Genomic DNA, 23820 nt, shown 5'->3' on the forward strand with positions numbered 1-23820 from the left:
TATACACTTTTGCGTAATTTTGCATAATTTTTAATAAAGATGCTAACAATTAACAATCTCTCTTTCTATTTCGGTGGCCGGGCAATTTTTGAAGACGCTAATCTGCAAATCAAACCAAAAGATAAAATTGGCTTGATAGGCCTCAATGGAAAAGGCAAATCTACCCTTCTTAAAATAATTGTTGGTGAATATCAACCCGATGCCGGAAACGTTTCAAAATCAGGGGATTGCACAATAGGTTTTTTAAATCAGGACCTCTTATCCTATCAAACTGACGATAGCATACTCAATGTGGCGATGCAAGGTTTCGAACGCCAACTAGAACTGCATCATCAAATCGAGGATGTGCTGCACCAAATGGAACATAATTATTCTGATAATCTTGTAGAAAAACTTGGAGAATTACAACATGAGTTTGATATCCTGGATGGTTACACCATTGAATCAAAAGCTGAAGAAATTCTCGAAGGACTGGGTTTCAAAACATGGGAACTCAACAAACCCCTTCGACAGTTTTCAGGTGGATGGAGGATGCGGGTGATGTTGGCAAAACTTTTATTGGCAAAACCATCTATTTTGCTTCTCGATGAGCCTACCAACCACCTCGACTTGCCTTCAATTCAATGGGTTGAAAAGTATATCGCTAATTATGAAAACGCTGTAGTGGTGGTATCACATGACAGGCAATTTCTTGACAATGTTAGCAATACCACAGTAGAAGTGGCAAACAATAAACTCAACTATTACCCGGGTAATTATTCGTTTTATGTGGAAGAAAAATCACTTAGAAACGAAATCCAAAAAGGAGCTTTTGAAAATCAGCAAGCACAAATACGTCAAACAGAACGATTTATTGAACGTTTTAAAGCCAAAGCCACAAAAGCCAGACAGGTTCAATCCAGAGTAAAGGCCTTAAACAGACTGGAGCTTATAGATGATGTGATTGATGAATCGGCCAAAGTACACTTTAAATTCAAATTTGGCACCCAGCCGGGTCGCCATGTCATGACATTGGACCATATTTCGAAGGAATATCCCAACAATCCGATATTAACAAACACTTCGACTCATATTGAACGGGGTGACAAAATTGTTTTGATCGGTGCAAATGGAAAAGGGAAATCTACACTTCTGCGAATTATTGCGGGTACCGAAAAACATGATGGCGAAAGAAAAATGGGACACAATGTCAATTTTTCATTTTACGCTCAGCATCAGCTCGAAAGTCTGCATCTTGAAGAAACCCTTTTGGAAGAATTAAAATATGCCGATGGCTCTAAATCAGAAACAGAATTACGATCGGTTTTAGGTTGTTTTCTTTTCTCGGGTGAAGATGTATTCAAAAAAATAAAAGTACTTTCAGGAGGTGAAAAATCAAGGGTTGCCCTGGCGAAAATCCTGATTTCAGAGGCAAACTTCTTGCTACTTGATGAACCCACCAACCACCTGGACATGCAATCGGTGAATATTCTGATTCAGGCCCTAAATCAATATGAAGGTACATATGTGATTGTATCTCATGACCGGCATTTTATCAGTCAGGTTTCAAATAAAGTTTGGTATATCGAAGACCAGGAGATTAAGCAATTTCCCGGAGGATACGATGAATTTGAGATTTGGCTAGAAGAAACAGGCAGAACATTGGATGAACCTGCAAAAAAAGATAAAAAAACTACAATTGTTGAATCAAATACAAAGCCGGCAAGCCCAAAACCTAATAACAATAATCAAGTCAAAAAACTTGAAACAGAAATTGGAAAAATAGAGGAAGAAATCGGAGATCTGGAAACGCAATTAAAGACTATCGAGAATGAACTGACAGAAGAAAAAGTATATTCTAATCAGGATCTTTTAGACAAAACAAACAAAAATTACGTTTCAATAAAAGAACAATTAAATCAGAAAAACCAAATGTGGGAGCAAAAGGTTTTGGAGCTGGAAAATCTTGGATAATACATTGAAAATAAGACAAATATTAATATTTATATTATTTTTTCTACCCGTATTATGTATTGGTCAAAATTTCGGTTTGAAAACCATTTTGTTTTATTCCTACGGTCAAGGTGATGATTTTTCCCAAAGAATAAATAACCCGCCAGTAATTTATTTAAATGGAAATCAATCATTAATACTGGAATTCGATGATTTAAACGCTACTTATTCTCAATATAAAGCAAAAGTCAAACATTTAACCCTTACCGGTATTCCCTCTGACCTGAGTGAAATTGAATACCTAAATGATTTTAATGAATATTTCGTAAATGATTATTCCGTTTCTGAAAATACTAAAATTCCTTTTTATCATTACGGTGTAAAAATCCCCACGCCAAAAATTTCCGGAAATTTTCTTTTACAATTATTTGCAAATAATAACTCTGACCCTATTCTTGAATTACCATTTTGGGTTGTTGATTCCAAAATTTCTGTTTCTACAAATGTGATAATTCCCCGCGATTCTGAGTTTTGGAAAACTCACCACCAAATAGATGTGAATATCGAAACAGGAAATGCCGGAATATTTTTCCCACAACGTGATTTAAAGGTTTTTGTCAGACAAAATCAAAGAATTGAAAAAACCATGGAATTACCCAATTCGGCCATGAAAAATTCGGGGAAAAATTCCCTGTCATTCCGATTTTTTGACAACGAAAACCTTTTTGAAGCCGGAAATGAATTCCGATACCTCGATATCAGTAGCAATATGCGTCGGGGACAGAATATTGCTTCAATAGAACTAGATACTCCCGATGAATTCTTTACAATAATTCAGAAAAAAAGATCCAATAAAGGCTATTTAGATTCTTATGACAACAATGGTGGCTTTATTATTAATTCGATAGGCAATGGGTCAGATAATCTTAAGGCCGACTTTGTAAAAGTCCATTTCAGCCTGGAAGAGACTTATGACATCGAAAATACTCAACCTGTAATTATAGGAAAACTGACCGACTGGATTCCTCAAAATTTGTCATTAAACCCCAATTCGCAGCTCTTTGAAATTGAATTAATGCTAAAACAAGGAGTTTATGATTATTGTTTTGGGTTAAAAAACCTGAAAACTGGAATAATTGATGAAAAAATTATGGAAGGAACGTTTTCTGACGCACACAATACTTATGAGGTATTTGTATATGAAAGCATTCCCGGAAGCAGAAATTACAGATTATTGGGTTACCAGAAAAACAAACAATCCCAGTAATAGGTATTTTTTGAGAATAATAAATCCTCCCCGCCTTACTTTACTTATGTTATGATTTTATCATTAATTTTCTAAGTTTAATAATTATCCTTCCTTTCAAAATCACTATTTTTGAATAAATAATTTCATTTTCATGCTCAAAACCCAATCCCTAAGGTTCAGCTACTCAAACCAGCAAAAATTTGAATTTCCTGACATTAACCTTAAAGCCAAAGAAACACTTCTGGTACTGGGAAAATCAGGTTCAGGAAAAACTACTTTTCTAAATTTAATTGGATTGCTTCAAAGCCCGGCCAGCGGGGAGATTTATATTGATAATGAACCTACCAGTCAAATCAATTTTGAAAAAAAAGCCAGTTTACGATCACAAAAAATAGGAATTATATATCAGAAACCCTATTTTGTTAATTCGTTGAATGTCATCGACAATATGATTTTGGCTAATTATTTGGCTCATACTAAACTAAATAAAGATAAAGCCAAAGCACTTGCCTCAGATTTAGGTTTTGGCGATTTACTTCATAAAAAAGTACAACAATTAAGTGGTGGAGAACAACAAAGGGTTTGTATAGCCCGGGCTCTTATGAACAACCCATCTGTGATACTTGCCGACGAACCCACATCAGCACTTGATGATGAAAATTGCAAAAAAGTTGCTGATTTATTGGAAAAAGAGGCCTCTGAAATCAATGCTGCCCTTATTATTGTCACACACGATCAAAGATTAAAAGACCGGTTTAAAAATCAAATTTCCCTTTGAAATGCTTTTAAAAATAGTTTGGAAAAATATAGTTTCTAAAAAACTCACCTCAATACTTTCGGTATTATTAATGATGCTGGGAATTGGAATCATTTCGTTGGTTCTGACATTAGGAAAACAATTGGAGGAAAAGTTCTCGAAAAATGTAGCAGGCATTGACATGGTCGTAGGAGCCAAAGGAAGTCCGTTGCAATTGATACTTTCCGGGGTTTACCATATCGATGCCCCAACGGGAAATATTCCCATGAGTGAGGTCGAAAATCTACGAAAAAATTCCTTTGTTATGGAAGTGATTCCGCTATCAATGGGTGACAACTACCAGGGAACAAGAATAATTGGAACTACTCAGCGGTATCTGAAACATTTTAATGCTGAAATTCAACAAGGCATTACATTTGAAAATGACCTGGAAGTGGTGATAGGTTATAATGTTGCTAAAGAACAAAATCTGAAAATCGGAGACCAGTTTGAAAGTACCCATGGCTATGATAAGGAAGCCGAAGAACACCATGAGAAAAAATATACAGTTAAAGGAATTTTAAAGTATAACAATTCAGTAATCGACAACCTTATTTTATGTAATCTTTCAAGTATTTGGGCTCTTCATGAGCATGAAGAGGAACATGAATCTGAAAGTGCACATGAAAAAGAAATAACCTGTGCTTTGGTGAAATTTCGAAATCCCCTGGGCTTGATTACTGTTCCGAGACAAATCAATCAAAATACGGTAATGCAGGCCGCTTTACCTGCTATAGAAATCAACCGTCTGTTTAAGTTGATGGGAATTGGCATTGATGCTCTTAAATATCTGGCCCTGGCCATAATAATTATTAGCGGAATCAGTGTTTTCATAACTTTATATAATGCACTGAAAGAACGAAAATACGAACTCGCATTGATGCTCTCTATGGGTGGTAAACGTGCGACACTTTTTCTGATGTTACTATTGGAGGGTATATTCCTAAGTTTAACCGGCTGGTTTTTGGGTATTTTTATGAGTAAAGGTGGTCTATTATTTGCTTCCGGAATGCTCAACAAAGCTTATCATTATTCTTTTGAGCAAAATCTGATACAAAAAGAAGAAATATATCTATTGGTGGCTGCGTTATTAGTTGGTATTTTTGCATCAATAATACCGGCAATTGGGATATACAAAATTAACATTACCAAAACCCTGGCAAAAGACTGATTTTGATTGGATGTATTAAAAAAATAGAATTTAATGAAAAAAATATTAATAATCTTTCTTATTCCTTTATTTGCTTTGGCTACTAATCCCATAAAAATCACATGGGAAAGCCTCAGAGACGTTACATTTAAAAAGAAATGGAATGCCAAAGAAAATATGTTTATTCTGGAGCCATCATTTGGCCCTAAAGTAGCAGCTCTAAAAGGTAAAACCGTATCTTTAACGGGTTATATGATACCTGTTGACGTTGATGCCAATTATTATGTGCTTTCGGCCAACCCGTTTGCCAGTTGCTTTTTTTGTGGTCAGGCAGGACCAGAATCAGTAGTTTCGGTAAAGTTTAAAAGCAACTCAAAGAGATTTAATACCGACGACAGAGTGACCATCAGTGGTATTTTCGTCCTAAATACTGAAGATATTAACGAACTTAACTATATTTTAGAAAAAGCAGAGCTAGATTAGTAATTCCTTTATTAATTACAAAATAATGCACTGAAAAACAATATTTTAAATATAATTTACATGAAAAAGAACATAGCTTTAACCCTTATTTTATTGAGTTTTCTGAGTGTTAATACCTTTGCTCAAATAGAAAAAAACTGGGCATTAGGATTAAAAGTAGGTGAACCTCTTGGTTTAAACATCAGGAAATATCTTCACTATGGAGAAAGAGCCTTTGATTTTAATGTTGGAACTTATGGTTTTTTGATTGGTAGCAATCGTAACTACAAAAAAGATCCAAGATTTGATCAGGCAGGCATAAGTTTTCAAGGCTTGTATCACTATTATAAAAGCCTTGGAAAAGAAGGAAAATTTGGCGTTTATTATGGTTATGGTGCCTTTTTTAATCTAAGAAATGAAATGTTTATTGAAAATAATATCCGAAACAACGATATAAATCAATTTTCAATAGGACCTGCTATCAATGGCGGAATCGAAATGGATATTCCTGAAAACGACCTTACTGTGTTTCTTGATGCAGGTGGATTCATGGAATTAGCCCCCAAGCCACTTTTCCTTGCACCTGCATTAAACTTAGGTTTAAGAGTCAACCTTGTAAAATAATTTTCTCAAGCTTACAACCTTTTTATTCAGAACAGAGTCCTATTTATAGTACAAATCCCTTGTCCTATGGAAACACTTTTACATTTGGTTGGAAATAAGAGCATCCGATATTCTTCTATTATTTTATTAAAAGCTGAGGTCAACTATTCACATCTTTTCCTGACTGACGGAAGAAAAATCACGATTTCAAAGACTTTAAAAGAACTTGAGAAGAAATTTTCAGGGTCAGGTTTTTTCAGGCCTCATAAGTCATTTTTGATAAATATGGCTCATGTGGTTTCGTATTCACAACACGATGAACGAAAAATTCTAATGACCAACAATTACATCGCAGAAATCAGCAGACGAAAATTGCCGGTATTTTTGGAAGAAAAATACACAAAAAAAGCCCTCTGCTGAAAGCAGAAGGCTAAATATGAAATTACTTCGGATTATCTTTTTGAAATTTCAACGAATTTTTTACCTACCGGTCCGGTATAAATCTGACGCGGACGACCGATGGCTTGTTTTTGTTCTTTCAATTCCATCCATTGAGCTATCCAACCCGGTAAACGACCAATTGCAAACATCACTGTAAACATATTGGTAGGAATGCCCAAAGCTCTGTAAATGATACCCGAATAGAAGTCAACATTAGGGTACAATTTTCTTGAAACAAAATAATCGTCTTTCAAAGTGGCTTCTTCTAGTCCTTTGGCTATTTCAAGAATCGGGTCATTGATTCCCAATTTCTCCAAAACCTCGTCTGCGGCTTTTTTGATGATTTTTGCTCTTGGGTCAAAGTTTTTATATACTCTGTGTCCAAATCCAAACAAACGGAAACCCGAATTCTTATCTTTTGCTTTCTCAATGTATTTCTGTACATCGCCTCCGTCATTCATAATCTCTTCCAGCATCTCTAAAACTTCCTGATTGGCACCGCCATGCAATGGTCCCCACAAAGCAGAAATACCGGCAGAAATACTTGAATACAAGTTGGCTTTTGAGGAACCTACTAATCTTACGGTTGAAGTAGAACAGTTTTGTTCGTGATCAGCATGTAAAATCAATAATTTATTCAATGCACTGGCCACTACCGGATCAACTGTGTAATCCTCAACTGGCAATGCAAACATCATATTGAGGAAATTCTCACAATAGTCAAGTTTGTTTTTTGGGTAATTAGGTGGATGACCCTGTGACTTTTTATAAGTCCAGGTAGCTAGAGTCGGGAATTTACCCAACAATCTCCTGATATGTAAATCAAGAGCCTCAGGTGAAAGATCTTTTGAAAGCTCAGGATAAAAACCTGCCATAGCAACCACCAATGATGACATTACACCCATTGGGTGAGCATTTACAGGGAAACCATCAAAAATCTTTCTCATGTCTTCATTTACAAGCGAACGATACTTTATTTCCTGAGTAAAATGTGCATACTGGTCAACAGTTGGCAATTCTCCATAAATTAAAAGATAGGCTACTTCTAAAAATTCTGCTTTTTCAGCCAAATCTTCAATATCATAACCTCTGTAATGCAAAATACCTTCTTCACCATCTAAAAATGTAATATCACTGGTGGTGGAGCCAGTGTTTTTAAAACCTTCATCTATTGTAATATAACCTGTCTTAGCCCTAAGGTTAGATATGTCAATAGCTTTTTCTTTTTCTGTGCCTTCGATAACAGGGAATTCGTATTCTTTCCCTTCAATTATCATCTTTACCGACGTTTCCATAAAATTATATTTTCTTACTATTAAGCTTTATTAGAATTTGAATAACGTGCTAAGTTACTTAAAATAGTACAAATTACAAATTAATTAAAAAAATTTAAATTACAACAAAATAAGCAAATATGTTTTGGTAATGATTTAATTACAACAGAATTAGTATTTTACTTAATATTTTTCATTTCTTGAATTAGTACTATTTCTTTTATTTTAATATTTTTTTAATTATTGAAAAAATCAAAATGAATCCATAACGAATATATTCTATTTGGTTTTTGATATTTCTCAAAATAACTATATCAAAAAATAGTATTATTTTAAACAAAATTTCATCAGAAAAAATTTATGGAATTACATATTTTTAAAAACAAAAAAGACCATTTCCCGAAAGAAACAGTCTCTTTTAAAATCTTAATATTTAATTTTATTTGGCGTAGTTAACAGCTCTCATTTCTCTGATAACACATACCTTGATTTGACCCGGATACTGCATTTCTTTTTCTATCCGTTGCGAAATATTAAAAGACATCATGCCGGCATCATCGTCACTGATATTTTCGGCATCAACGATTACTCTTAATTCTCTACCGGCCTGAATAGCGTAACATTTCTCAACACCCTTAAATGATAGTGCAAGGTCTTCCAGGTCACGAAGGCGACGAGCGTAAGATTCCATCATTTCACGACGAGCCCCAGGCCTTGAGCCCGAAATGGCATCACATACCTGTATGATTGGAGATATGAGGCTGGTCATTTCGATTTCGTCATGGTGAGCTCCGATGGCGTTACAAACTTCAGGATTTTCCTTGTATTTTTTGGCCATTTCCATACCCAGTATCGCATGGGGTAAGTCTGACTCTTCCTGATTAACTTTACCTATATCGTGTAGTAAACCTGCCCTTTTTGCAAGTTTCACATTTAAGCCCATTTCAGCTGCCATAGTGGCACAAAGTTTTGCAACTTCTCTTGAGTGCTGCAAAAGGTTTTGGCCATAAGATGACCTGAACCTCATACGACCCACCATTCGAATTAATTCCGGATGCAAGCCGTGAATTCCCAAATCAATCACTGTTCGTTCGCCGATTTCAATGATTTCATTGTCTATATCTTTACGGGTTTTGTTGACAATTTCTTCAATACGAGCAGGGTGAATACGTCCATCTTGTACCAATCGATGCATTGAAAGGCGTGCAACTTCTCTTCTTACCGGGTCAAAACTTGAAATTACGATGGCTTCAGGAGTGTCGTCAACGATAACTTCCACACCGGTGGCGGCCTCCAATGCCCTGATATTTCTACCTTCCCGTCCGATGATTTTACCTTTGATTTCGTCACTTTCAATATTAAACACCGAAACGCAGTTTTCGATTGCTTGCTCGGCAGCCGTCCTTTGAATGGTCTCAATAACTACTTTCTTAGCCTCTTTAGTAGCCGAAAGTTTTGCTTCTTCTATTGACTGTTTGATAAAGCTTGATGCCTTAGCTTCTGCTTCCTGCTTAAGGGCATCAACCAATTGCTGTTTAGCTTGTTCGGCGGTAAGATTAGCAATTTTTTCCAATTGAGAAACCTGCTGCTGGTGCATTTTTTCGGCCTCTTCTCTTTTCTTATTGGCTAGCTCAATCTGTTCTGATAGCTTGGTGTTTTTTGCGGTAAGTTCGGTTTCCAGGCGTTTGGTTTGTTCCAATTGCTGAGTAACCTGCTGTTGCATTTGCCTTACTTTTTGCTCGTTCTGAATAATGGTATTCTTTTTTTGATTTGATTCGTCATCAAATTCAGATTTGAGTTTCAAAAAGTGTTCTTTAGCTTCCAACATTTTATCTTTCTTAATGTTTTCGGCGTTACTTTGAGCGATTCTTAAAATCTCCTGTGCTTTTTTATTCCCTTCTTCTTCGTGATCGGCAAGGGCTTTTTTCATGATGCTTTTGCCCACAAAAAAACCTATGCCCGCTCCTAAAGCGAGTCCAATAATTAAAAATAGGTAAACTGACATTTTACTAATATTTAGATACTTGAATCAATACCTGAAAACATTCAGATATAATATCAAGATAAAGGAGAAAAAAGAGCATGGGTCAATTTTCAAATCTGTTTTGGATATTTTCCAACCTACCTTGCACCTCATTTTTGAGACTTTGATAATTTTCGTTTATTTTCAAAGCATCAACCAATGCCTCCACTGCCAATACTGAAAGTATTTTGGCGGGATTGGCAAAAGCTGAGTGTTCGCGGGCAAGTGCGGCCAAGCGGCTATTCAATATCTCATTTGCATCTCTAAAATAAGGCTCTTCATGCCTCGGCACCAAAAACGAAATCTGCTCTCCATTGAGTTTAATTAACACACGTGTTTTTTCAGATTCCATTTTTATTTAAAGAAAGCAAATATTATTCTTCTAATTGACTAATACAATCGTCTATTTCTTCTATCAACAACCCTATAATTTCTTTAAGATTTTGATGGGTTATTTCTTTATCTTCAATATCGGATACAATCTTAACAATTTTATTTCTAATTAGAAAGTTTTGAGGAATTATTCTGTTTTGATTTTCGATTTTTTCCTTTAATTCTTTGATTTCTTCTTTTAGAAACTGATTGCTTTTTTTAAGATTTTTTGCTTCGATAATAAGCTGTTCTTTTTCGTATTGCAATCCGACAATCAGGCTTTTTTGACTCTTAATCTGAGAATTCAGGCTGTCAATTTTGCCCAGGATAGTTTCAAACCCTGAAAGCAAAAAGGCATTTTCTTTCTCAAAGTCGGAGTTTTCAGCCATATTATTTTCTTATTATTGCACCTACCTCTTTCTCAAAAGCCTGCATCAATCTTTGCATACTTTTATCAATCTGCTGGTCATTTAAAGTCTTTTCAAGGTCTTGAAGAATAAAACTTACCGAATAAGACTTTTGACCGGTTTCGAGTTTGTCGCCTTTGTACACATCAAAAACATTTACTTGTTTCAATATTTTCCTTTCCGTATTAAATGCGGTTTTTTTGATTTGATCAAAAGAAATACCTTCACCAATTACCAATGAAAGGTCACGACGCACTTCAGGATATTTTGGAATTTCTACAAACTGATATTCGGCGCTATAAACTTTTTGCAAAAGATCCCAATCAAACTCAGCATAATAAACATTTTGTTTGATATCGGCAGTTTTTTTGACAGAACCTGCTACTTTACCTACAGTACAAAGCAATTTGGATCGGGTTGAAATCTCTAAACCATATTCAAAACGGGGATCAGAAGTCTCCGATACCTCGGTCTTGGTGACTTTTATGGCATCAAAAACCTGATGAATAGTCTGATAAATATCTTTAAAAGCTACTGGCTGGCTTTTTTGACTCCATGTTTCAGACTGTACGTTTCCTGTAAGCCAAATTCCCAAAACACTATTTTCTTTTATTTTACTTACACCTTCCTGAGCAATTTTCCGATAGGTACGACCAAATTCGAAAAATTTCAAATCACGATTACGACGGTTAATATTGTAAACCAGGGCGTTGAGACCGGAGAAAATCAAAGTACTACGCATTTGAGATAGCTCTTCACTAAGTGGATTGAGCAATTTCACGATTTCTTCTTCTGAATGGGTACCGACATTTTCGGCGGGTCTTACGATGGACAATGATTGAATCTCGTTGAAACCGGTTGCAGCCAAAGCCATTGATAGATTAACTCTAAGACTTTCGGTATCTTTTTCGGGAAAATCAGAGATAAAATCAGAACTCAAATGGTCAGAAAGTTCGATATTATCGAAACCATATATCCTAAGGATTTCTTCAACTACATCGGCTTCACGGGTTACATCTACCCTGTAAGGAGGAACCGAAACTGTCAGATTTTCACCTTCCTGATTTATAATCTCAATGTCCAGACTTTTCAAAATACCATCAATCAATTCATTTTCAAGGCTTTTCCCAATGAGTCTGTCGATATTTTTCTTCTTTAATAATATTTCAAAATTCTGAATGGGTTCTGGATAAAAATCGATAAGATTTTGACTTAATTCCCCACCGGCAATTTCCAAAATCAATTTAGCTGCCAATTTTATGGCATAAGCCGGCATGTTGGGGTCAGTTCCACGCTCATACCGGAACGAAGCATCGGTTTTTAGCCCATGAGCAGTAGCCGATTTTCTAACAACATCGGGGTTAAAATAAGCTACTTCAAGAAAAAGATTGGTAGTTTTCTCACTTACTCCTGTGCGATTTCCACCAAATACACCTGCAATTCCAACCGGACCTTCTCCGTCAGAGATTATCAGGTCGGCGGCATTTAGTTTTCTCTCAACACCATCGAGGGTAATAATTTTCGAATTTTCGCCGGCACGTTTTACATTAATCTCCCCTCCTTTTATTAAGTCAGCATCGTAAATATGCATCGGTTGACCCAAATAATGGCAAATGTAATTGCTGATATCGACGATATTATTGATGCTATTAAGCCCAATCGTGTTGAGAAATGACTTTAGCCATTGGGGAGAATCAGTAACCTTTATTTTATTGATTTCAAGAGCACAAAATCTTGGACATGCTGCAATATCTTCAACTTTAAGATTTATCTTACTTGCATCATTACCGGGATTAATATCGATTATAGAAGGTAATTTAAGTTCTCCGCCTATTGCTGCTTTTATATCACGTGCCACGCCCAGATGAGATGCGGCATCTGCCCTGTTGGGAGTCAGACCAATCTCGATTTCATAGTCAGGTTCCAAGTTGAAATACTTAGCCGCAGGGGTACCATTTGGCAGATCGGTATCTAAAACCATAATGCCCGCATGAGAATGACCCAGACCGATTTCGTCTTCGGCACAAAGCATCCCTTCTGATACCGCACCTCTGATTTTTGATTTTTTTATAGAGAATGGTTCTCCATCGGCAGGATAAAGTGTTGCACCCATAGTAGCTACCACAACTTTTTGGCCCGCGGCAACGTTGGGTGCCCCGCAAACTATATCTAGTAATTCTCCTGTACCGGCATCAACCTTAGTAACACTTAATTTGTCTGCATCTGGATGTTTTGCACATTCCACAACGGTACCTATTACCAAACCATCCAATCCACCTTTTACAGCATTCACCTTTTCTATTCCTTCCACCTCAAGGCCCGTGGAAGTAAGAATTACACCCAAATCTTCGGGGTTTTGGTTAAAATCAATAAGTGTTTTAAGGTGGTTATACGAAACTTTCATATTATACTTTTCTTCAAATTCAATCATTTCCAAGCCTAAAAGCCTCCAAAATGATAAATATTTGATGTGTTTTTTTGAAAAAAATTAAACTGATTGACCCGAAAAAGCATTTTCTGATCAGGTTGCAAAGATAACCAATTAAGATAAATTTTTTGCGGTGATTTTGTGCTTATCTATTTAAATCATGTTAATAAATCAAACATTTTCGAAGTATTTGTAATGAAATGTGCTTTTAATTTTCAAAATTCTTTACTAATGTATCCGTTGGGTAAGTAAAAATTGGAAATAAGTTGAATGGCATAAGATTGGCATATAAAAAGTAAAAACTGAATAAAATACAGGTTAAAACCTGAAAAGATATTTTATTGTTAATTATGGGATAGCTTGTAAATAGACGAACGATTGTTTGTCTATTTCTTTTTAACACAAAAAATCATTTTAAAAATAATCTTCGGATCACGTTGTCTCGTCAATCAGATATAAAATTGATTCATAGTCCTTCCCTGTGGCTTCTGACATGTTGATTTCACAAGTAAGCGTTGAGCTGTAATGAGCTTCAGCGGCAAAGGTCTTAACTTCTTCGGATTCAGCTTTGGTGGCTGAACGGGTTAGCTCGGGAACCAAAAAGCCTCGGTCACCAGCCATACCACAGCACCCGGCATTTACTGGAACGATTACTTTTTCTGCAAAATGATTGGCGATATCAACAAATTTAGATTCTGACTTTAATTTTTGTAAAGAACAAACAGGATGTAAAACAACCTCTCCTTTTCGTTTAACCGGAGATAAAACCGGCAAAACAAATTGATGAATAAACTCAACAGAATCGAGAATTTTGAGTTTGTGAAAATTCTTCTTGTTTTCAGGACTGAGAACCGGCAAAATATTTTTAAGGGTATATTGGCAAGAAGTTACGTCAATAACAATTGGATATTTCCCACCTTCTGATGATTTCCACATTTTTTCAAAAGTGCTGTTAGCTGTAAAATCATAGGCATTTTTAAATCCCTTGGAAGAAAAAATCTGGCTGCAACAAGAATTTTCGATTTCATTTAAAACCTTAATGGAAATATTGGCTTTTTCGCAAATACTATAAAAAGTCTCTAAAATATTCTTGGGTTGATTTTTATAGGTTCCCATCATTCTGGAAATACAGGAAGGGAAATAAACGATTTTTTGGAGAGCGTTTGATGCCTCAACATTTCGAAGGAAAATCTTTGGTGGACTGCCCACTCTATTAGACCAGACCGGTGTGCTTTTTGATAGTTTATGAATTGACTGAGTAATGTTTTTTATAAAATTTTCACCAAAAATCTTATTCAGGAAATGTACTAAACTTACTGCAAAACGAGCAGATTTAATTACAAAACCAAAGTTTTTTGCAGCAGCTTCAGCAATAAAATTCTCAATTTTTGAATGAGATTCTATCCTTAACTTTTTGACAAGATCACCGGTATTAATTTCAACAGGACAATTTACTGCACAAAGTCCATCAACAGCACAGGTATCCAGGCCTGCGTATTCAAACTGGCTCGAAAGCAATTGAAACTCTTTATGCTTTTTTTCTGATTTCAGATTTTCCAAAACCCTTCGAATCACAATTCTTCGACGGGGAGAAGCCGTCAGGTCTTTTGAAGGACAGGAAGGTTCACAAAAACCACATTCAATACATCGATCAACTTCAGATTCTATTGTTGGCATTTGCTTTAGATCCCTAATATGTGCTTCTGAATCTTCGTTGATTATCACTCCGGGATTTAACAAATTTTGAGGATCTACGACATTTTTAAGCCTTTTCATGATCTGATAGGCTTCGATTCCCCACTCTGTCTCTACAAAAGGTGCCATGTTCCGACCCGTTCCATGCTCAGCTTTTAGTGTCCCATTGTATTTTTTCACAACCAAATCAACCACTTCTCTCAGGAATGAGTCATAACGGTTGATTTCAGATGTGGTGTTTAAAGTTTGGGTAACCACAAAGTGGATGTTTCCGTCTTTGGCATGACCAAAAATGATGGCATCGTGATAATTATATTTCTTAAACAATGCCTGAATATCAATGATAGCATTACCAAGTGATGGCAAAGGAAAAGCAATGTCCTCAAGAATCACGGAGGTTCCACTTGCTCTCACTGCACCTACAGCCGGAAAAAGTCCTTTTCTGACTTTCCAATAAAAAGCCTGTTTGACCGGATCGAGTGTAAAGTCCGGGGTCTCAAGTAAACCTAAATCAGGAATTATTTTTTGGAACTCTGAAACCATTTTGTTGAGTTGGTCAGAAGTATTTTCCTGAAATTCAACCAACAAAGCTGCCGCAGTTTCGGGAAGCGTTTTTACTATCTCTGGCATACCATCGAGATCCTGAACTGCTCTCAAAGAAGCCCTGTCCATAAGCTCGACCATTAATGCTCCACAATCACGTAAGGGAATTATAGCTTGACAAGCTGTGAAAATATCCGGAAAATATAATAATCCGGTCGATTTATGCGGATAATCGGGAACGGTCTGCATTACGGCCTCGGAAATAAATCCCAGCGTACCCTCACCACCAATCAACAAATGTGCAAATACATCTAATGGATGTTTAAAATCTATAAAACTATTAAGTGAGTACCCAACTGTATTTTTAGTTTTATACTTTGCCCTGATTTTATTTTTCAAATCTAAATTTTGGGCAATCCGATTCTGGATATCTATGATAGTTCCGAATAGTTCCTTATTTTCCTGTTCAAACCGGGTATAGTCATTCGGAATTTCTGTTGAATAAATATTTCCATCAGGTAAAATAAACCGAATGTGCTCAACAGTATGATAGCTGTTCTGCCCTACTCCACAACACATGCCACTGGCATTATTTGACAGAATTCCACCCATCATGGCTGCATTGATACTCGAAGGATCGGGGCCAATTTTTTTACTAAATTTTTTGAGATGGATATTGGTCATCAAACCAGTGATACCCGGCTGAACCCGTACTGATTTCGATTCGTTTTCAACCGAAATCTTTTTCCAGAACCTTCCAATTTCGACTAAAATGCCATCTGTTATTGACTGACCCGAAAGACTTGTTCCGCCTGCTCTGAAAACTATGGGTTTTTTATTATTTTGAGAGAACCGAAATAAATCCTGAATCTCTTTTTCAGAAACAGGATGAACGATTGCTTCCGGAACCAGATAATAAAATCCTGCATCAGATGCAAAAGATACTCTTTCAATATACGAATCTCTGACTCTTGAGGGGTCGATAATCTTTTTTAAACCTTCACTGATTGACATTTCGGTAAATTGTAGTTGCCGAAGCCTGAGCTGCGGCTAAAATGGTCATATCGGCAATTGTGACATTTGAGGGTGCCATCACGCAGTAATGGATAGCGTCCGCAATATTTTCGGCCAAAAGTGGATCAAATCCCTCGTAAACCTTTGCAGCTCTTTCCTCATCACCTTTAAAACGTACAACTGAAAATTCGGTTTCAACAGCACCAGGTGCGATATTGGTTACTTTTATGCCATATTTTGTCAGGTCAAGTCTCATGCCTTCACTTAATGACTCCACGCTTTTTTTAGTGGCACAATAAACTGCACCATTTTCATAAGTCATTTTTCCGGCAATAGAGCTGATATTTACGACGTGACCTTTTTTTCTTTCCACCATACCGGGCAATACCACTTTTGAGACATTTAAAAGCCCGGTCACATTACTGCCCATCATGTTGTTCCAATCTTCAAGACTACCTTCATGAATGGGCCCGAGGCCATGAGCATTACCGGCATTATTGACCAATAAATCAATATTTTTCCATTCCGCAGTTAAGGAATTAAAAGCATTTTCAACTGCCTTATAATCACTCACCTCAAAGGTCAAAATGGTTGATTGACTATTTTCATTTAAATCTTTTTGCAGCTGAATTAATTTTTCTTTCCGGCGACCACATAAAATCAAATCAAACCCTGATTTTGACAATTTCAGTGCTGTAGCATATCCAATTCCAGAGGAAGCACCTGTAATAAGTGCAATTTTTTTCATTTTAATATTTTTCGGTATAATTCGGTTCTGTTAGGGTCAAGATTGCTGATAAGAGTAAACATTTCTTGTTTTTCGGCTTTGGGACTTTCCGAAAATATTTTTATTAATTCTTCGTTTTTGGAATCAAAAAATGTATTAATTATCAGCGAATTGGGTTTCATTGTAGCTGTAGATTTTACAGTTTGCATAAAGTCGGTAATAATTTTTCTTGCTTTTACCGGATTGCCAGAAAAGTCATCCAACGCCAATCTGTGATATTCATAAAAACCTTCTCTAAAAGCATTAAATTGTTGATCCCGAAGGTTTTCTACTATCCAGTTTCGGTTTCGGGTTTCTTTGGAACCCATAATCCAGGCACCTCCAACGGTATTTCCTGCCAAAATGGCAAGATTATATGCTCTTTCAAGAAAAGGTCCGCCTCCTAATTTTGAAAAGGAATCATAATCTACTGCCAAAGCTATCAAAGAATAATATGCCAGTAATGAAGTAAGTTTATTGTTGTAGGTCTGCTCATTAAAAAGCATAGTCCGGTCCTCAGGAGCAAAAGAAAAATCGATATTTCGATCAATAAACTGAAAAATTACTGTTTCATAAGTTGTACCAAAAACAGGCCTTATCACCTGAAACTGAGCATTCCCTGAATACCCATATTGTCCCGATGATTTGAGTAAATTGATGTTGAGATTGCACTTGATTTTTTCTTTTTCTGAAAAAATATCGGTGGTCCATCTTTGGGTATTTAAGAATGATTTGATGGCCGTTTCCATCTCAATGAAAATCTGCTTGTCTCCGGCTGTACTAATACTAAGCTGAGCAGAATTGAGCGTAACAGTCCAATTGAGCTCCTGAGAAAACCCCAGATTTCCAAAAAAACACAAAACCAAACTCAAAAATATTTTTTTTACCATGCTTTTGAAAATCTTAATATTCTAATCCTTTACGATATAATCCTGGATGATATCTAATAAATCATTCGCAACCTCTGTTTTTGATTTAAGTCCAAATTCTGACTTTTTCCCTTTTTTATCAAAAACCGTAACTTTGTTGGTATCATAACGAAACCCTGCCCCTTTATCTTGCAAAGAATTTAGAACAATCAGGTCAAAATTCTTTCTATCAAGCTTACTTTTGGCATTAAACTCTTCATCATTAGTCTCTAAAGCAAAACCAACATGAACCTGACCTGTTGATTTTTTTTGACCCAGGACAGCTGCAATGTCTTCTGTTTTTTCTAATTCTATATTCAGTTCAGAGTCCTTCTTTTTGATTTTAAAAGTAGCGACTTCTTTGGGACGGTAATCGGCAACAGCGGCAGAAAACACAACGATATCAGCCTCAGAATGGTTTTCTTGCATAGCCGACAACATTTCTGATGCGGTTCTTACAAAAATGGTTTCTAAACCAGACGGCTTGGGCAAGGCGGTTGGTCCACTTACAAGAATAACCTTTGCATCTTGCTGAGCAAACTTTCGGGCAATTTCATAACCCATTTTACCCGAAGAATGATTACTGATATATCTAACAGGATCCAGATCTTCCTGTGTGGGACCGGCAGAAATTAAAACTCTTTTACCACTAAATCTGGATTTTTTATAAAAGAAACGATTTATCTGGTCAAATATAACATCAGGCTCGGCCATACGCCCTTTGCCATCGAGTCCACTTGCCAGCTCTCCGGTTCCGGGTTCAATGATTTGATTGCCGTTTTGTTTTATTATTTCAATGTTTTTTTGGGTAGCAGGGTGCTCCCACATGTCAAGATCCATAGCCGGAGCTACCATTACCTTGCATCGGGCTGACAGATAGGTAGCCATCAATAAATTATCGCAAATACCAGTAGCCATTTTAGCGATTGTATTGGCCGATGCGGGTGCAATCACCACCAAATCAGCCCACAAACCCAGTTCAACGTGACTATTCCAAATGCCTGTATTACCTTTTTCGAAATCAGTCAGTGCTTCATTTTTAGACAATGTAGCCAATGTCAACGCTGAAATAAACTGATGTGCCGCCGGGGTCATAACCACCTTTACGTTGGCTTTTTCTTTAACCAAAAGCCTAACCAGCCATGCCGACTTATAAGCGGCAATGCTGCCGGTAACACCAATTAATATATTTTTATTTTCGAGCGACATCTGTCAGGTTTTGAATTGTAAATCTAAGCTTAAAGCCCAAATAATTCAATTTTTTGGAAAAATTTGAGCGATTTAAATCATTTTAGACAGAAATTTTCAGAAATGTAAAAAGAAAGAATAACGAAACCGTAAATTTGCAGGTCTTTATGGAAAATTTCAAAGAAGTACTTGATAAAAATCCGATTTTCGGGATTGTGGCAGAGGCCTCTAAACTACTGAACCTTGAAACCTATGTGGTGGGAGGCTATGTGAGAGATTTGTTCCTAATGCGACCCAATAAAGATATTGATTTCGTGACAGTTGGTAGTGGCATTGAACTGGCCCAAAAAGCTTCAGAATTGGCAGGCTTACAAAACCATGTAAATATTTTCAAAAATTTTGGAACTGCTCAATTTGTGTATAATGATTACGATATTGAGTTTGTAGGTGCCCGAAAAGAATCTTATCGCAGCGATTCAAGAAAACCTACTACAGAAAACGGCACCCTGGAAGAAGACCAGCAAAGAAGAGACTTTACCATCAACGCCATGGGTATCTCCCTTTCAGCTAAGAAATTTGGAGAACTGATTGATCCATTTGGAGGAGTGGCGGATTTGGAATCCAGAACCATAAAGACTCCACTTGAACCAGAAAAAACTTTTTCTGATGATCCACTTCGTATGATGCGGGCGGTGCGATTTGCTTCACAACTCAACTTTGACATTGATGGGGAAACATTTTCAGCCATAAAATCAATGGCAGCGAGAATAGAAATTGTTTCTCAGGAAAGAATAACTGACGAACTTAATAAAATCATACTTTCTCAAAAACCCTCTTATGGTTTTAAACTATTGCATCAATGCGGCTTGCTGGAGATAATTTTCCCTGATTTTGTAAAATTGCTGGGTGTAGAAACTCAGGATGGAAAAGGGCATAAGGATAATTTCTATCACACTTTGCAGGTTTTGGATAATATTTCACTCACCACCAATGATTTATGGGTACGTTGGGCGGCGATTCTTCATGACATTGCAAAGCCCGCGACCAAGAAATTCAGCCTAAAAGTAGGCTGGAGTTTTCATGGACATGAAGAATTGGGGGCCCGGTGGGTAAAGGGTATTTTCAGAAAAATGAAACTACCTCTCGACGAAAAAATGAGAAAAGTAACCAACCTCGTACGATTACATCTCAGACCTATCGCATTGGCCAAAGATGGAGTGACCGACTCAGCAGTAAGGAGACTTTTAGTGGAAGCCGGAGAGGATCTGGATGACTTATTGAGACTTTGCAGAGCGGATATTACGTCGAAAGACCCTACCCGGGTGAGAAAATACCTGAAAAATTACGACCGGGTGGAAGAAATGCTGGTTGAAATACAGGAAAAAGATAAACTCAGGAATTTCCAGCCCGTATTGACTGGTGAACTCATAATGAAAATTTTTGATCTCCCACCTTGCAAGGAAGTGGGCTTATTAAAAAATGAGATAAGAGAGGCCATATTGGATTGTAAAATTGAAAATAATCTGAAGCAATCCTATCAATTATTATTGGAAGTCGCACAAAAAATGGACTTTTCCCCTGTAAAAAACCTGGACGAGGTTTTAGATAAAATTCCGGACTAATTTTCTCTTTTCAAAATCTCAATCCCAATACTGCAATTCAGGCATTTTCGAGGGTTACACTTATACTTATATTGTTGAATTATGCCCTGAGTATCAAATGCATTGTTGATTTCTAGCCCCAGACTTTCAAATTTTCTAATTATTAAATTGTTCTCTGCCGGGGTATCTGTCAGAAAGCCTATAGCTCTGTCAAAATAGCCAAAATTGCTTTTTTGATAAGCTGTAAGAGCCAAAATCTGACTTATAGTATTGATAATAATATTATTGACAGAACTTTCGCCAATTATTTTAGGAGATTTTTTCGAAATTTTTCCAAAATCATAATGCTCTTTCCAGTATTCTGATACTTCAGCTTTTAAGCCGTTTTCCAATTCTTTTTTGGTTTCAGTTTCGACAAAAAAGGAATACAGATTATGATTTTTGTTTAAAATAGCTGCAAATTGTGCCAGTCTGATAGTGGGAAAATTCCCAGGCCTGGTACGTAAAAACCGCCATTCAGATCTTTTCAATCTGTTTTCGAAAATTGAATATTTTTTAGCGAGAAATTCAAATTCAATATTGAGTTTTTGAGCATAATCATCTTGTGGATTTGCCAGAAAACCAGCCATTCCGAAAAGCAAAGCTTCGAGTTGAAAAATGTTTTGCTGATGTTTCTTGAGAATTTTAAACGGAATATTTTCCGAAAGTCTAAGAAATGCCTCCGAATTTAATTTAAAACCCATATTCTGAGCAAAAACCCTGTAAGCCAATTCTTCAAAATCATTATTTAGTCCTACTAACCAATCTTTTAAAATCGCAGCTTTCATTTCCAGTCGTGATGCCAAAGCTTTTTCGAGCATATCCAACCTGGCAATCGCAGTGATATCTTTAAAAAATGGTTCACAAGGAAACTCTTGCCCGCTATTTTGGAGATTTTGATAATTTTTCAGGGCATTTACAAAAACCAAATTTTTCAATTCCAAAACCGGCAATATTGTCTTATCTTTTCGGAAAACGTCTTTATCATTTTCCCAAACCACATGCAGGATTACCTTGTCATAAGATTCGTCGAATTGATGGTTATGCTGATCCCATTCTGATGATTTCACGTGAACTTCCACGCTTCCTGCCCATTCTATTTCATTGATTATCAATCTGCAATTTTCAAAATCAGGCCCGGAATGAGAATTTAAAACTCCGCTTTTTAGGATTGAAATTGATTGCCCATCAGTAGTTTTCAAGTTGTTTTTGTGAAACTGTTGAAACCGCCAGATATAGTGTAGAAATTCTTCCTGCATGATTTTATTTAGTTTTAATCCGAAAGTGAGATTCGTTTTTTTCTAAACAAATATGCAAAATTTTTGTGAGGATATTTTCAAAAAAAAGTAATTTCTAAATTTTATATCAAAGATATTTATCCAAATAAACCGACATTTCTTTTTGCACTTTTTCAGCTTCTTCGGCAGCTTTTTCTGCAAAATCACGTCCATTGGAGGCATAAATAATAGCCCTGGAAGAATTTACCAACAATCCGCATTCACTGTTCATTCCATATTCCGAAACCTCAGCAAGGCTTCCACCTTGAGCACCCACTCCGGGAATAAGCAGGAAATTTTCAGGGACAATTTTTCTGATTTCAGTTAAAGATTGGGTTTGGGTAGCTCCCACCACATACATAAGTTGTTCTGGCCCTCCCCATTTTTTGGACTGTTCCAGCACTTTTTCATATAAAAATCCCCCGGATTCCATTTTCATTTTTTGAAAATCTTCACTGCCTGTATTACTCGTCAAAGCCAACAAAATCACCCATTTATTTTGAAATTCGAGAAAAGGCAAGACTGAGTCAGCACCCATGTAAGGAGCCACGGTAACAGAGTCAAAAGACAGACCTGATGATTTCTTGTCAAAAAAGGCCCTGGCGTAAAGTCCCGAAGTATTTCCTATATCTCCTCTTTTGGCATCGGCTATAGTAAAGCAGTTATCAGGAATATATTCCAAAGTTTTTTTCAATGTATCCCACCCTTTGGATCCCAGAGCCTCATAAAATGCGATATTAGGCTTATATGCTACAGTAAATGGCAAAGTTGCGTCTATTATGGCTTTGTTAAACTCAAAAACAGGGTCTTCAGAATCAAGCAAATGCGAGGGGATCTTTTTCAAATCTGAATCCAGTCCCACACATAAATATGATTTTTTCTGTTTGATTTGATCGAATAATTCCTGTTTGGTCATTTGACTTATTTTTACGCAAAAATAAACCTTCTAAATTTATTTTTGTCAAATTGAAGATTAAAAAAGTATTTACTATCCGTCTGATAATATTTTAAAAATAAATAATCTGACAAAGAAATATTTTAAATTTTCTAATCATTTATTTACTACTTTTGTGCGGTTTTGGTAACGTTATAATATGGAATTTAGGGAATCAGATAAAATAAAAGGCTTGATTGAAGTTACTCCCAGGGTGTTTGAAGACAGCCGCGGGTACTTTTTTGAATCTTACCGTGAAGAATTATTTCTAAAAAACGGAATAACTGAGCGGTTTGTTCAGGACAATCAGTCATTTTCTACCAAAGGAGTCCTTCGCGGATTACATTATCAGAGAGCTCCGTTTGCTCAGGGCAAGCTTGTGCGTGTAGTTATGGGCTCAGTTCTTGACATTGCGGTAGATATCAGGCCGGGATCGCCAACTTTTGGCCAATATGAGGCCTTTTTACTTACTGCTGAAAACCAAAAATTATTGTACTTACCTCCAGGTTTTGCCCATGGTTTTGTAACCCTGGAAGACGCCATTTTTACCTACAAGTGCACCAATCTTTATGATAAAGCTTCAGAAGGTGGCATAATTTACAATGACCCTACTCTCAATATTGACTGGGGAATTATTAACCCGAATGTTTCAGAGAAAGATTTGATTTTACCTTTATTTTCTGAAGCCATTCTATAATGTAAATATTTGATAAACAGA

At 36.4% G+C, this 23820-nt stretch carries 20 protein-coding genes; 9 read left to right on the top strand and 11 right to left on the bottom strand.

Features of this window, described 5'->3' with window-relative positions:
- Positions 1-39: 39 nt before the first annotated feature.
- From IPP61_21640 to IPP61_21670, 7 genes are all read left to right on the top strand, one after another.
- A complete protein-coding gene (locus IPP61_21640) occupies positions 40-1953 on the top strand; it encodes an ABC-F family ATP-binding cassette domain-containing protein (protein ID MBL0327726.1) in 1914 nt (637 codons plus the stop codon).
- A gap of 76 nt (positions 1954-2029) precedes the next feature.
- Positions 2030-3199: a DUF5103 domain-containing protein gene (locus tag IPP61_21645; protein MBL0327727.1), complete on the top strand. Its 1170-nt coding sequence runs from the start codon at positions 2030-2032 to the stop codon at positions 3197-3199.
- Positions 3200-3332: 133 nt separating this feature from the next.
- Positions 3333-3959, top strand: coding sequence for an ATP-binding cassette domain-containing protein (locus IPP61_21650; protein MBL0327728.1), 627 nt, complete (start codon positions 3333-3335; stop codon positions 3957-3959).
- A 1-nt stretch (position 3960) separates the two neighbouring features.
- Positions 3961-5148 (top strand): ABC transporter permease, encoded by a 1188-nt coding sequence (locus tag IPP61_21655; GenBank protein MBL0327729.1) that lies wholly within the window; start codon positions 3961-3963, stop codon positions 5146-5148.
- 33 nt (positions 5149-5181) lie between these two features.
- Positions 5182-5610, top strand: coding sequence for a DUF3299 domain-containing protein (locus IPP61_21660; protein ID MBL0327730.1), 429 nt, complete (start codon positions 5182-5184; stop codon positions 5608-5610).
- Between the two features lie 60 nt (positions 5611-5670).
- On the top strand, positions 5671-6213 hold the full coding sequence (locus IPP61_21665; protein ID MBL0327731.1) for a hypothetical protein: 543 nt from the start codon (positions 5671-5673) through the stop codon (positions 6211-6213).
- Positions 6214-6279: 66 nt separating this feature from the next.
- On the top strand, positions 6280-6612 hold the full coding sequence (locus tag IPP61_21670) for a LytTR family transcriptional regulator (GenBank protein ID MBL0327732.1): 333 nt from the start codon (positions 6280-6282) through the stop codon (positions 6610-6612).
- Between the two features lie 32 nt (positions 6613-6644).
- On the opposite strand, the gene IPP61_21675 is transcribed toward IPP61_21670, so the two are convergent.
- From IPP61_21675 to coaBC, 9 genes are all read right to left on the bottom strand, one after another.
- Entirely contained in the window at positions 6645-7928 is a 1284-nt protein-coding gene (locus IPP61_21675; GenBank protein ID MBL0327733.1) for a citrate synthase, read from the bottom strand.
- Positions 7929-8346: 418 nt separating this feature from the next.
- Entirely contained in the window at positions 8347-9912 is a 1566-nt protein-coding gene (gene rny / locus IPP61_21680; protein MBL0327734.1) for a ribonuclease Y, read from the bottom strand.
- 82 nt (positions 9913-9994) lie between these two features.
- Positions 9995-10282: a cell division protein ZapA gene (locus tag IPP61_21685; GenBank protein ID MBL0327735.1), complete on the bottom strand. Its 288-nt coding sequence runs from the start codon at positions 10280-10282 to the stop codon at positions 9995-9997.
- 22 nt (positions 10283-10304) lie between these two features.
- Complete coding sequence (locus tag IPP61_21690; protein MBL0327736.1) at positions 10305-10691, bottom strand: hypothetical protein; 387 nt, start codon at positions 10689-10691, stop codon at positions 10305-10307.
- A 1-nt stretch (position 10692) separates the two neighbouring features.
- Positions 10693-13113 carry a phenylalanine--tRNA ligase subunit beta gene (locus tag IPP61_21695; protein ID MBL0327737.1) on the bottom strand — a complete coding sequence of 807 codons (2421 nt, stop codon included), beginning with the start codon at positions 13111-13113 and terminating at the stop codon, positions 10693-10695.
- A 456-nt stretch (positions 13114-13569) separates the two neighbouring features.
- On the bottom strand, positions 13570-16389 hold the full coding sequence (locus IPP61_21700) for an FAD-binding oxidoreductase (protein ID MBL0327738.1): 2820 nt from the start codon (positions 16387-16389) through the stop codon (positions 13570-13572).
- Positions 16376-17137, bottom strand: a complete 762-nt coding sequence (locus IPP61_21705; protein MBL0327739.1) for an SDR family NAD(P)-dependent oxidoreductase — start codon at positions 17135-17137, stop codon at positions 16376-16378. Before IPP61_21705 ends, IPP61_21700 begins: the two co-directional genes overlap by 14 nt.
- Positions 17134-18045 carry a DUF4835 family protein gene (locus IPP61_21710; GenBank protein ID MBL0327740.1) on the bottom strand — a complete coding sequence of 304 codons (912 nt, stop codon included), beginning with the start codon at positions 18043-18045 and terminating at the stop codon, positions 17134-17136. The genes IPP61_21705 and IPP61_21710 overlap by 4 nt, the downstream gene beginning before the upstream one ends.
- A gap of 21 nt (positions 18046-18066) precedes the next feature.
- A complete protein-coding gene (gene coaBC / locus IPP61_21715) occupies positions 18067-19272 on the bottom strand; it encodes a bifunctional phosphopantothenoylcysteine decarboxylase/phosphopantothenate--cysteine ligase CoaBC (GenBank protein ID MBL0327741.1) in 1206 nt (401 codons plus the stop codon).
- Positions 19273-19418: 146 nt separating this feature from the next.
- On the opposite strand from coaBC, the gene IPP61_21720 reads away from it, so the two are divergent.
- A complete protein-coding gene (locus IPP61_21720; protein MBL0327742.1) occupies positions 19419-20873 on the top strand; it encodes an HD domain-containing protein in 1455 nt (484 codons plus the stop codon).
- On the opposite strand, the gene IPP61_21725 is transcribed toward IPP61_21720, so the two are convergent.
- Positions 20870-22150, bottom strand: coding sequence for a DUF2851 family protein (locus IPP61_21725; GenBank protein MBL0327743.1), 1281 nt, complete (start codon positions 22148-22150; stop codon positions 20870-20872). The two genes, IPP61_21720 and IPP61_21725, sit on opposite strands and share 4 nt — an antisense overlap.
- A 106-nt stretch (positions 22151-22256) precedes the next feature.
- Positions 22257-23084, bottom strand: coding sequence for an orotidine-5'-phosphate decarboxylase (gene pyrF, locus IPP61_21730; protein MBL0327744.1), 828 nt, complete (start codon positions 23082-23084; stop codon positions 22257-22259).
- A gap of 178 nt (positions 23085-23262) precedes the next feature.
- Between pyrF and rfbC the strand changes: the two genes are divergently transcribed.
- Positions 23263-23799 carry a dTDP-4-dehydrorhamnose 3,5-epimerase gene (rfbC, locus tag IPP61_21735; GenBank protein ID MBL0327745.1) on the top strand — a complete coding sequence of 179 codons (537 nt, stop codon included), beginning with the start codon at positions 23263-23265 and terminating at the stop codon, positions 23797-23799.
- Positions 23800-23820 lie beyond the last annotated feature (21 nt).

It is taken from the genome of Cytophagaceae bacterium (assembly GCA_016722655.1).
Lineage (GTDB): Bacteria > Bacteroidota > Bacteroidia > Cytophagales > Spirosomataceae > Leadbetterella.

Coding starts and splice junctions, on each gene's coding strand:
- IPP61_21640 (MBL0327726.1), top strand. CDS start 40: ATGCTAACAATTAACAATCTCTCTTTCTATTTCGGTGGCCGGGCAATT.
- IPP61_21650 (MBL0327728.1), top strand. CDS start 3,333: ATGCTCAAAACCCAATCCCTAAGGTTCAGCTACTCAAACCAGCAAAAA.
- IPP61_21655 (MBL0327729.1), top strand. CDS start 3,961: ATGCTTTTAAAAATAGTTTGGAAAAATATAGTTTCTAAAAAACTCACC.
- IPP61_21660 (MBL0327730.1), top strand. CDS start 5,182: ATGAAAAAAATATTAATAATCTTTCTTATTCCTTTATTTGCTTTGGCT.
- IPP61_21665 (MBL0327731.1), top strand. CDS start 5,671: ATGAAAAAGAACATAGCTTTAACCCTTATTTTATTGAGTTTTCTGAGT.
- IPP61_21670 (MBL0327732.1), top strand. CDS start 6,280: ATGGAAACACTTTTACATTTGGTTGGAAATAAGAGCATCCGATATTCT.
- IPP61_21675 (MBL0327733.1), bottom strand. CDS start 7,928: ATGGAAACGTCGGTAAAGATGATAATTGAAGGGAAAGAATACGAATTC.
- rny (MBL0327734.1), bottom strand. CDS start 9,912: ATGTCAGTTTACCTATTTTTAATTATTGGACTCGCTTTAGGAGCGGGC.
- IPP61_21685 (MBL0327735.1), bottom strand. CDS start 10,282: ATGGAATCTGAAAAAACACGTGTGTTAATTAAACTCAATGGAGAGCAG.
- IPP61_21690 (MBL0327736.1), bottom strand. CDS start 10,691: ATGGCTGAAAACTCCGACTTTGAGAAAGAAAATGCCTTTTTGCTTTCA.
- IPP61_21695 (MBL0327737.1), bottom strand. CDS start 13,113: ATGAAAGTTTCGTATAACCACCTTAAAACACTTATTGATTTTAACCAA.
- IPP61_21700 (MBL0327738.1), bottom strand. CDS start 16,389: ATGTCAATCAGTGAAGGTTTAAAAAAGATTATCGACCCCTCAAGAGTC.
- IPP61_21705 (MBL0327739.1), bottom strand. CDS start 17,137: ATGAAAAAAATTGCACTTATTACAGGTGCTTCCTCTGGAATTGGATAT.
- IPP61_21710 (MBL0327740.1), bottom strand. CDS start 18,045: ATGGTAAAAAAAATATTTTTGAGTTTGGTTTTGTGTTTTTTTGGAAAT.
- coaBC (MBL0327741.1), bottom strand. CDS start 19,272: ATGTCGCTCGAAAATAAAAATATATTAATTGGTGTTACCGGCAGCATT.
- IPP61_21720 (MBL0327742.1), top strand. CDS start 19,419: ATGGAAAATTTCAAAGAAGTACTTGATAAAAATCCGATTTTCGGGATT.
- IPP61_21725 (MBL0327743.1), bottom strand. CDS start 22,150: ATGCAGGAAGAATTTCTACACTATATCTGGCGGTTTCAACAGTTTCAC.
- pyrF (MBL0327744.1), bottom strand. CDS start 23,084: ATGACCAAACAGGAATTATTCGATCAAATCAAACAGAAAAAATCATAT.
- rfbC (MBL0327745.1), top strand. CDS start 23,263: ATGGAATTTAGGGAATCAGATAAAATAAAAGGCTTGATTGAAGTTACT.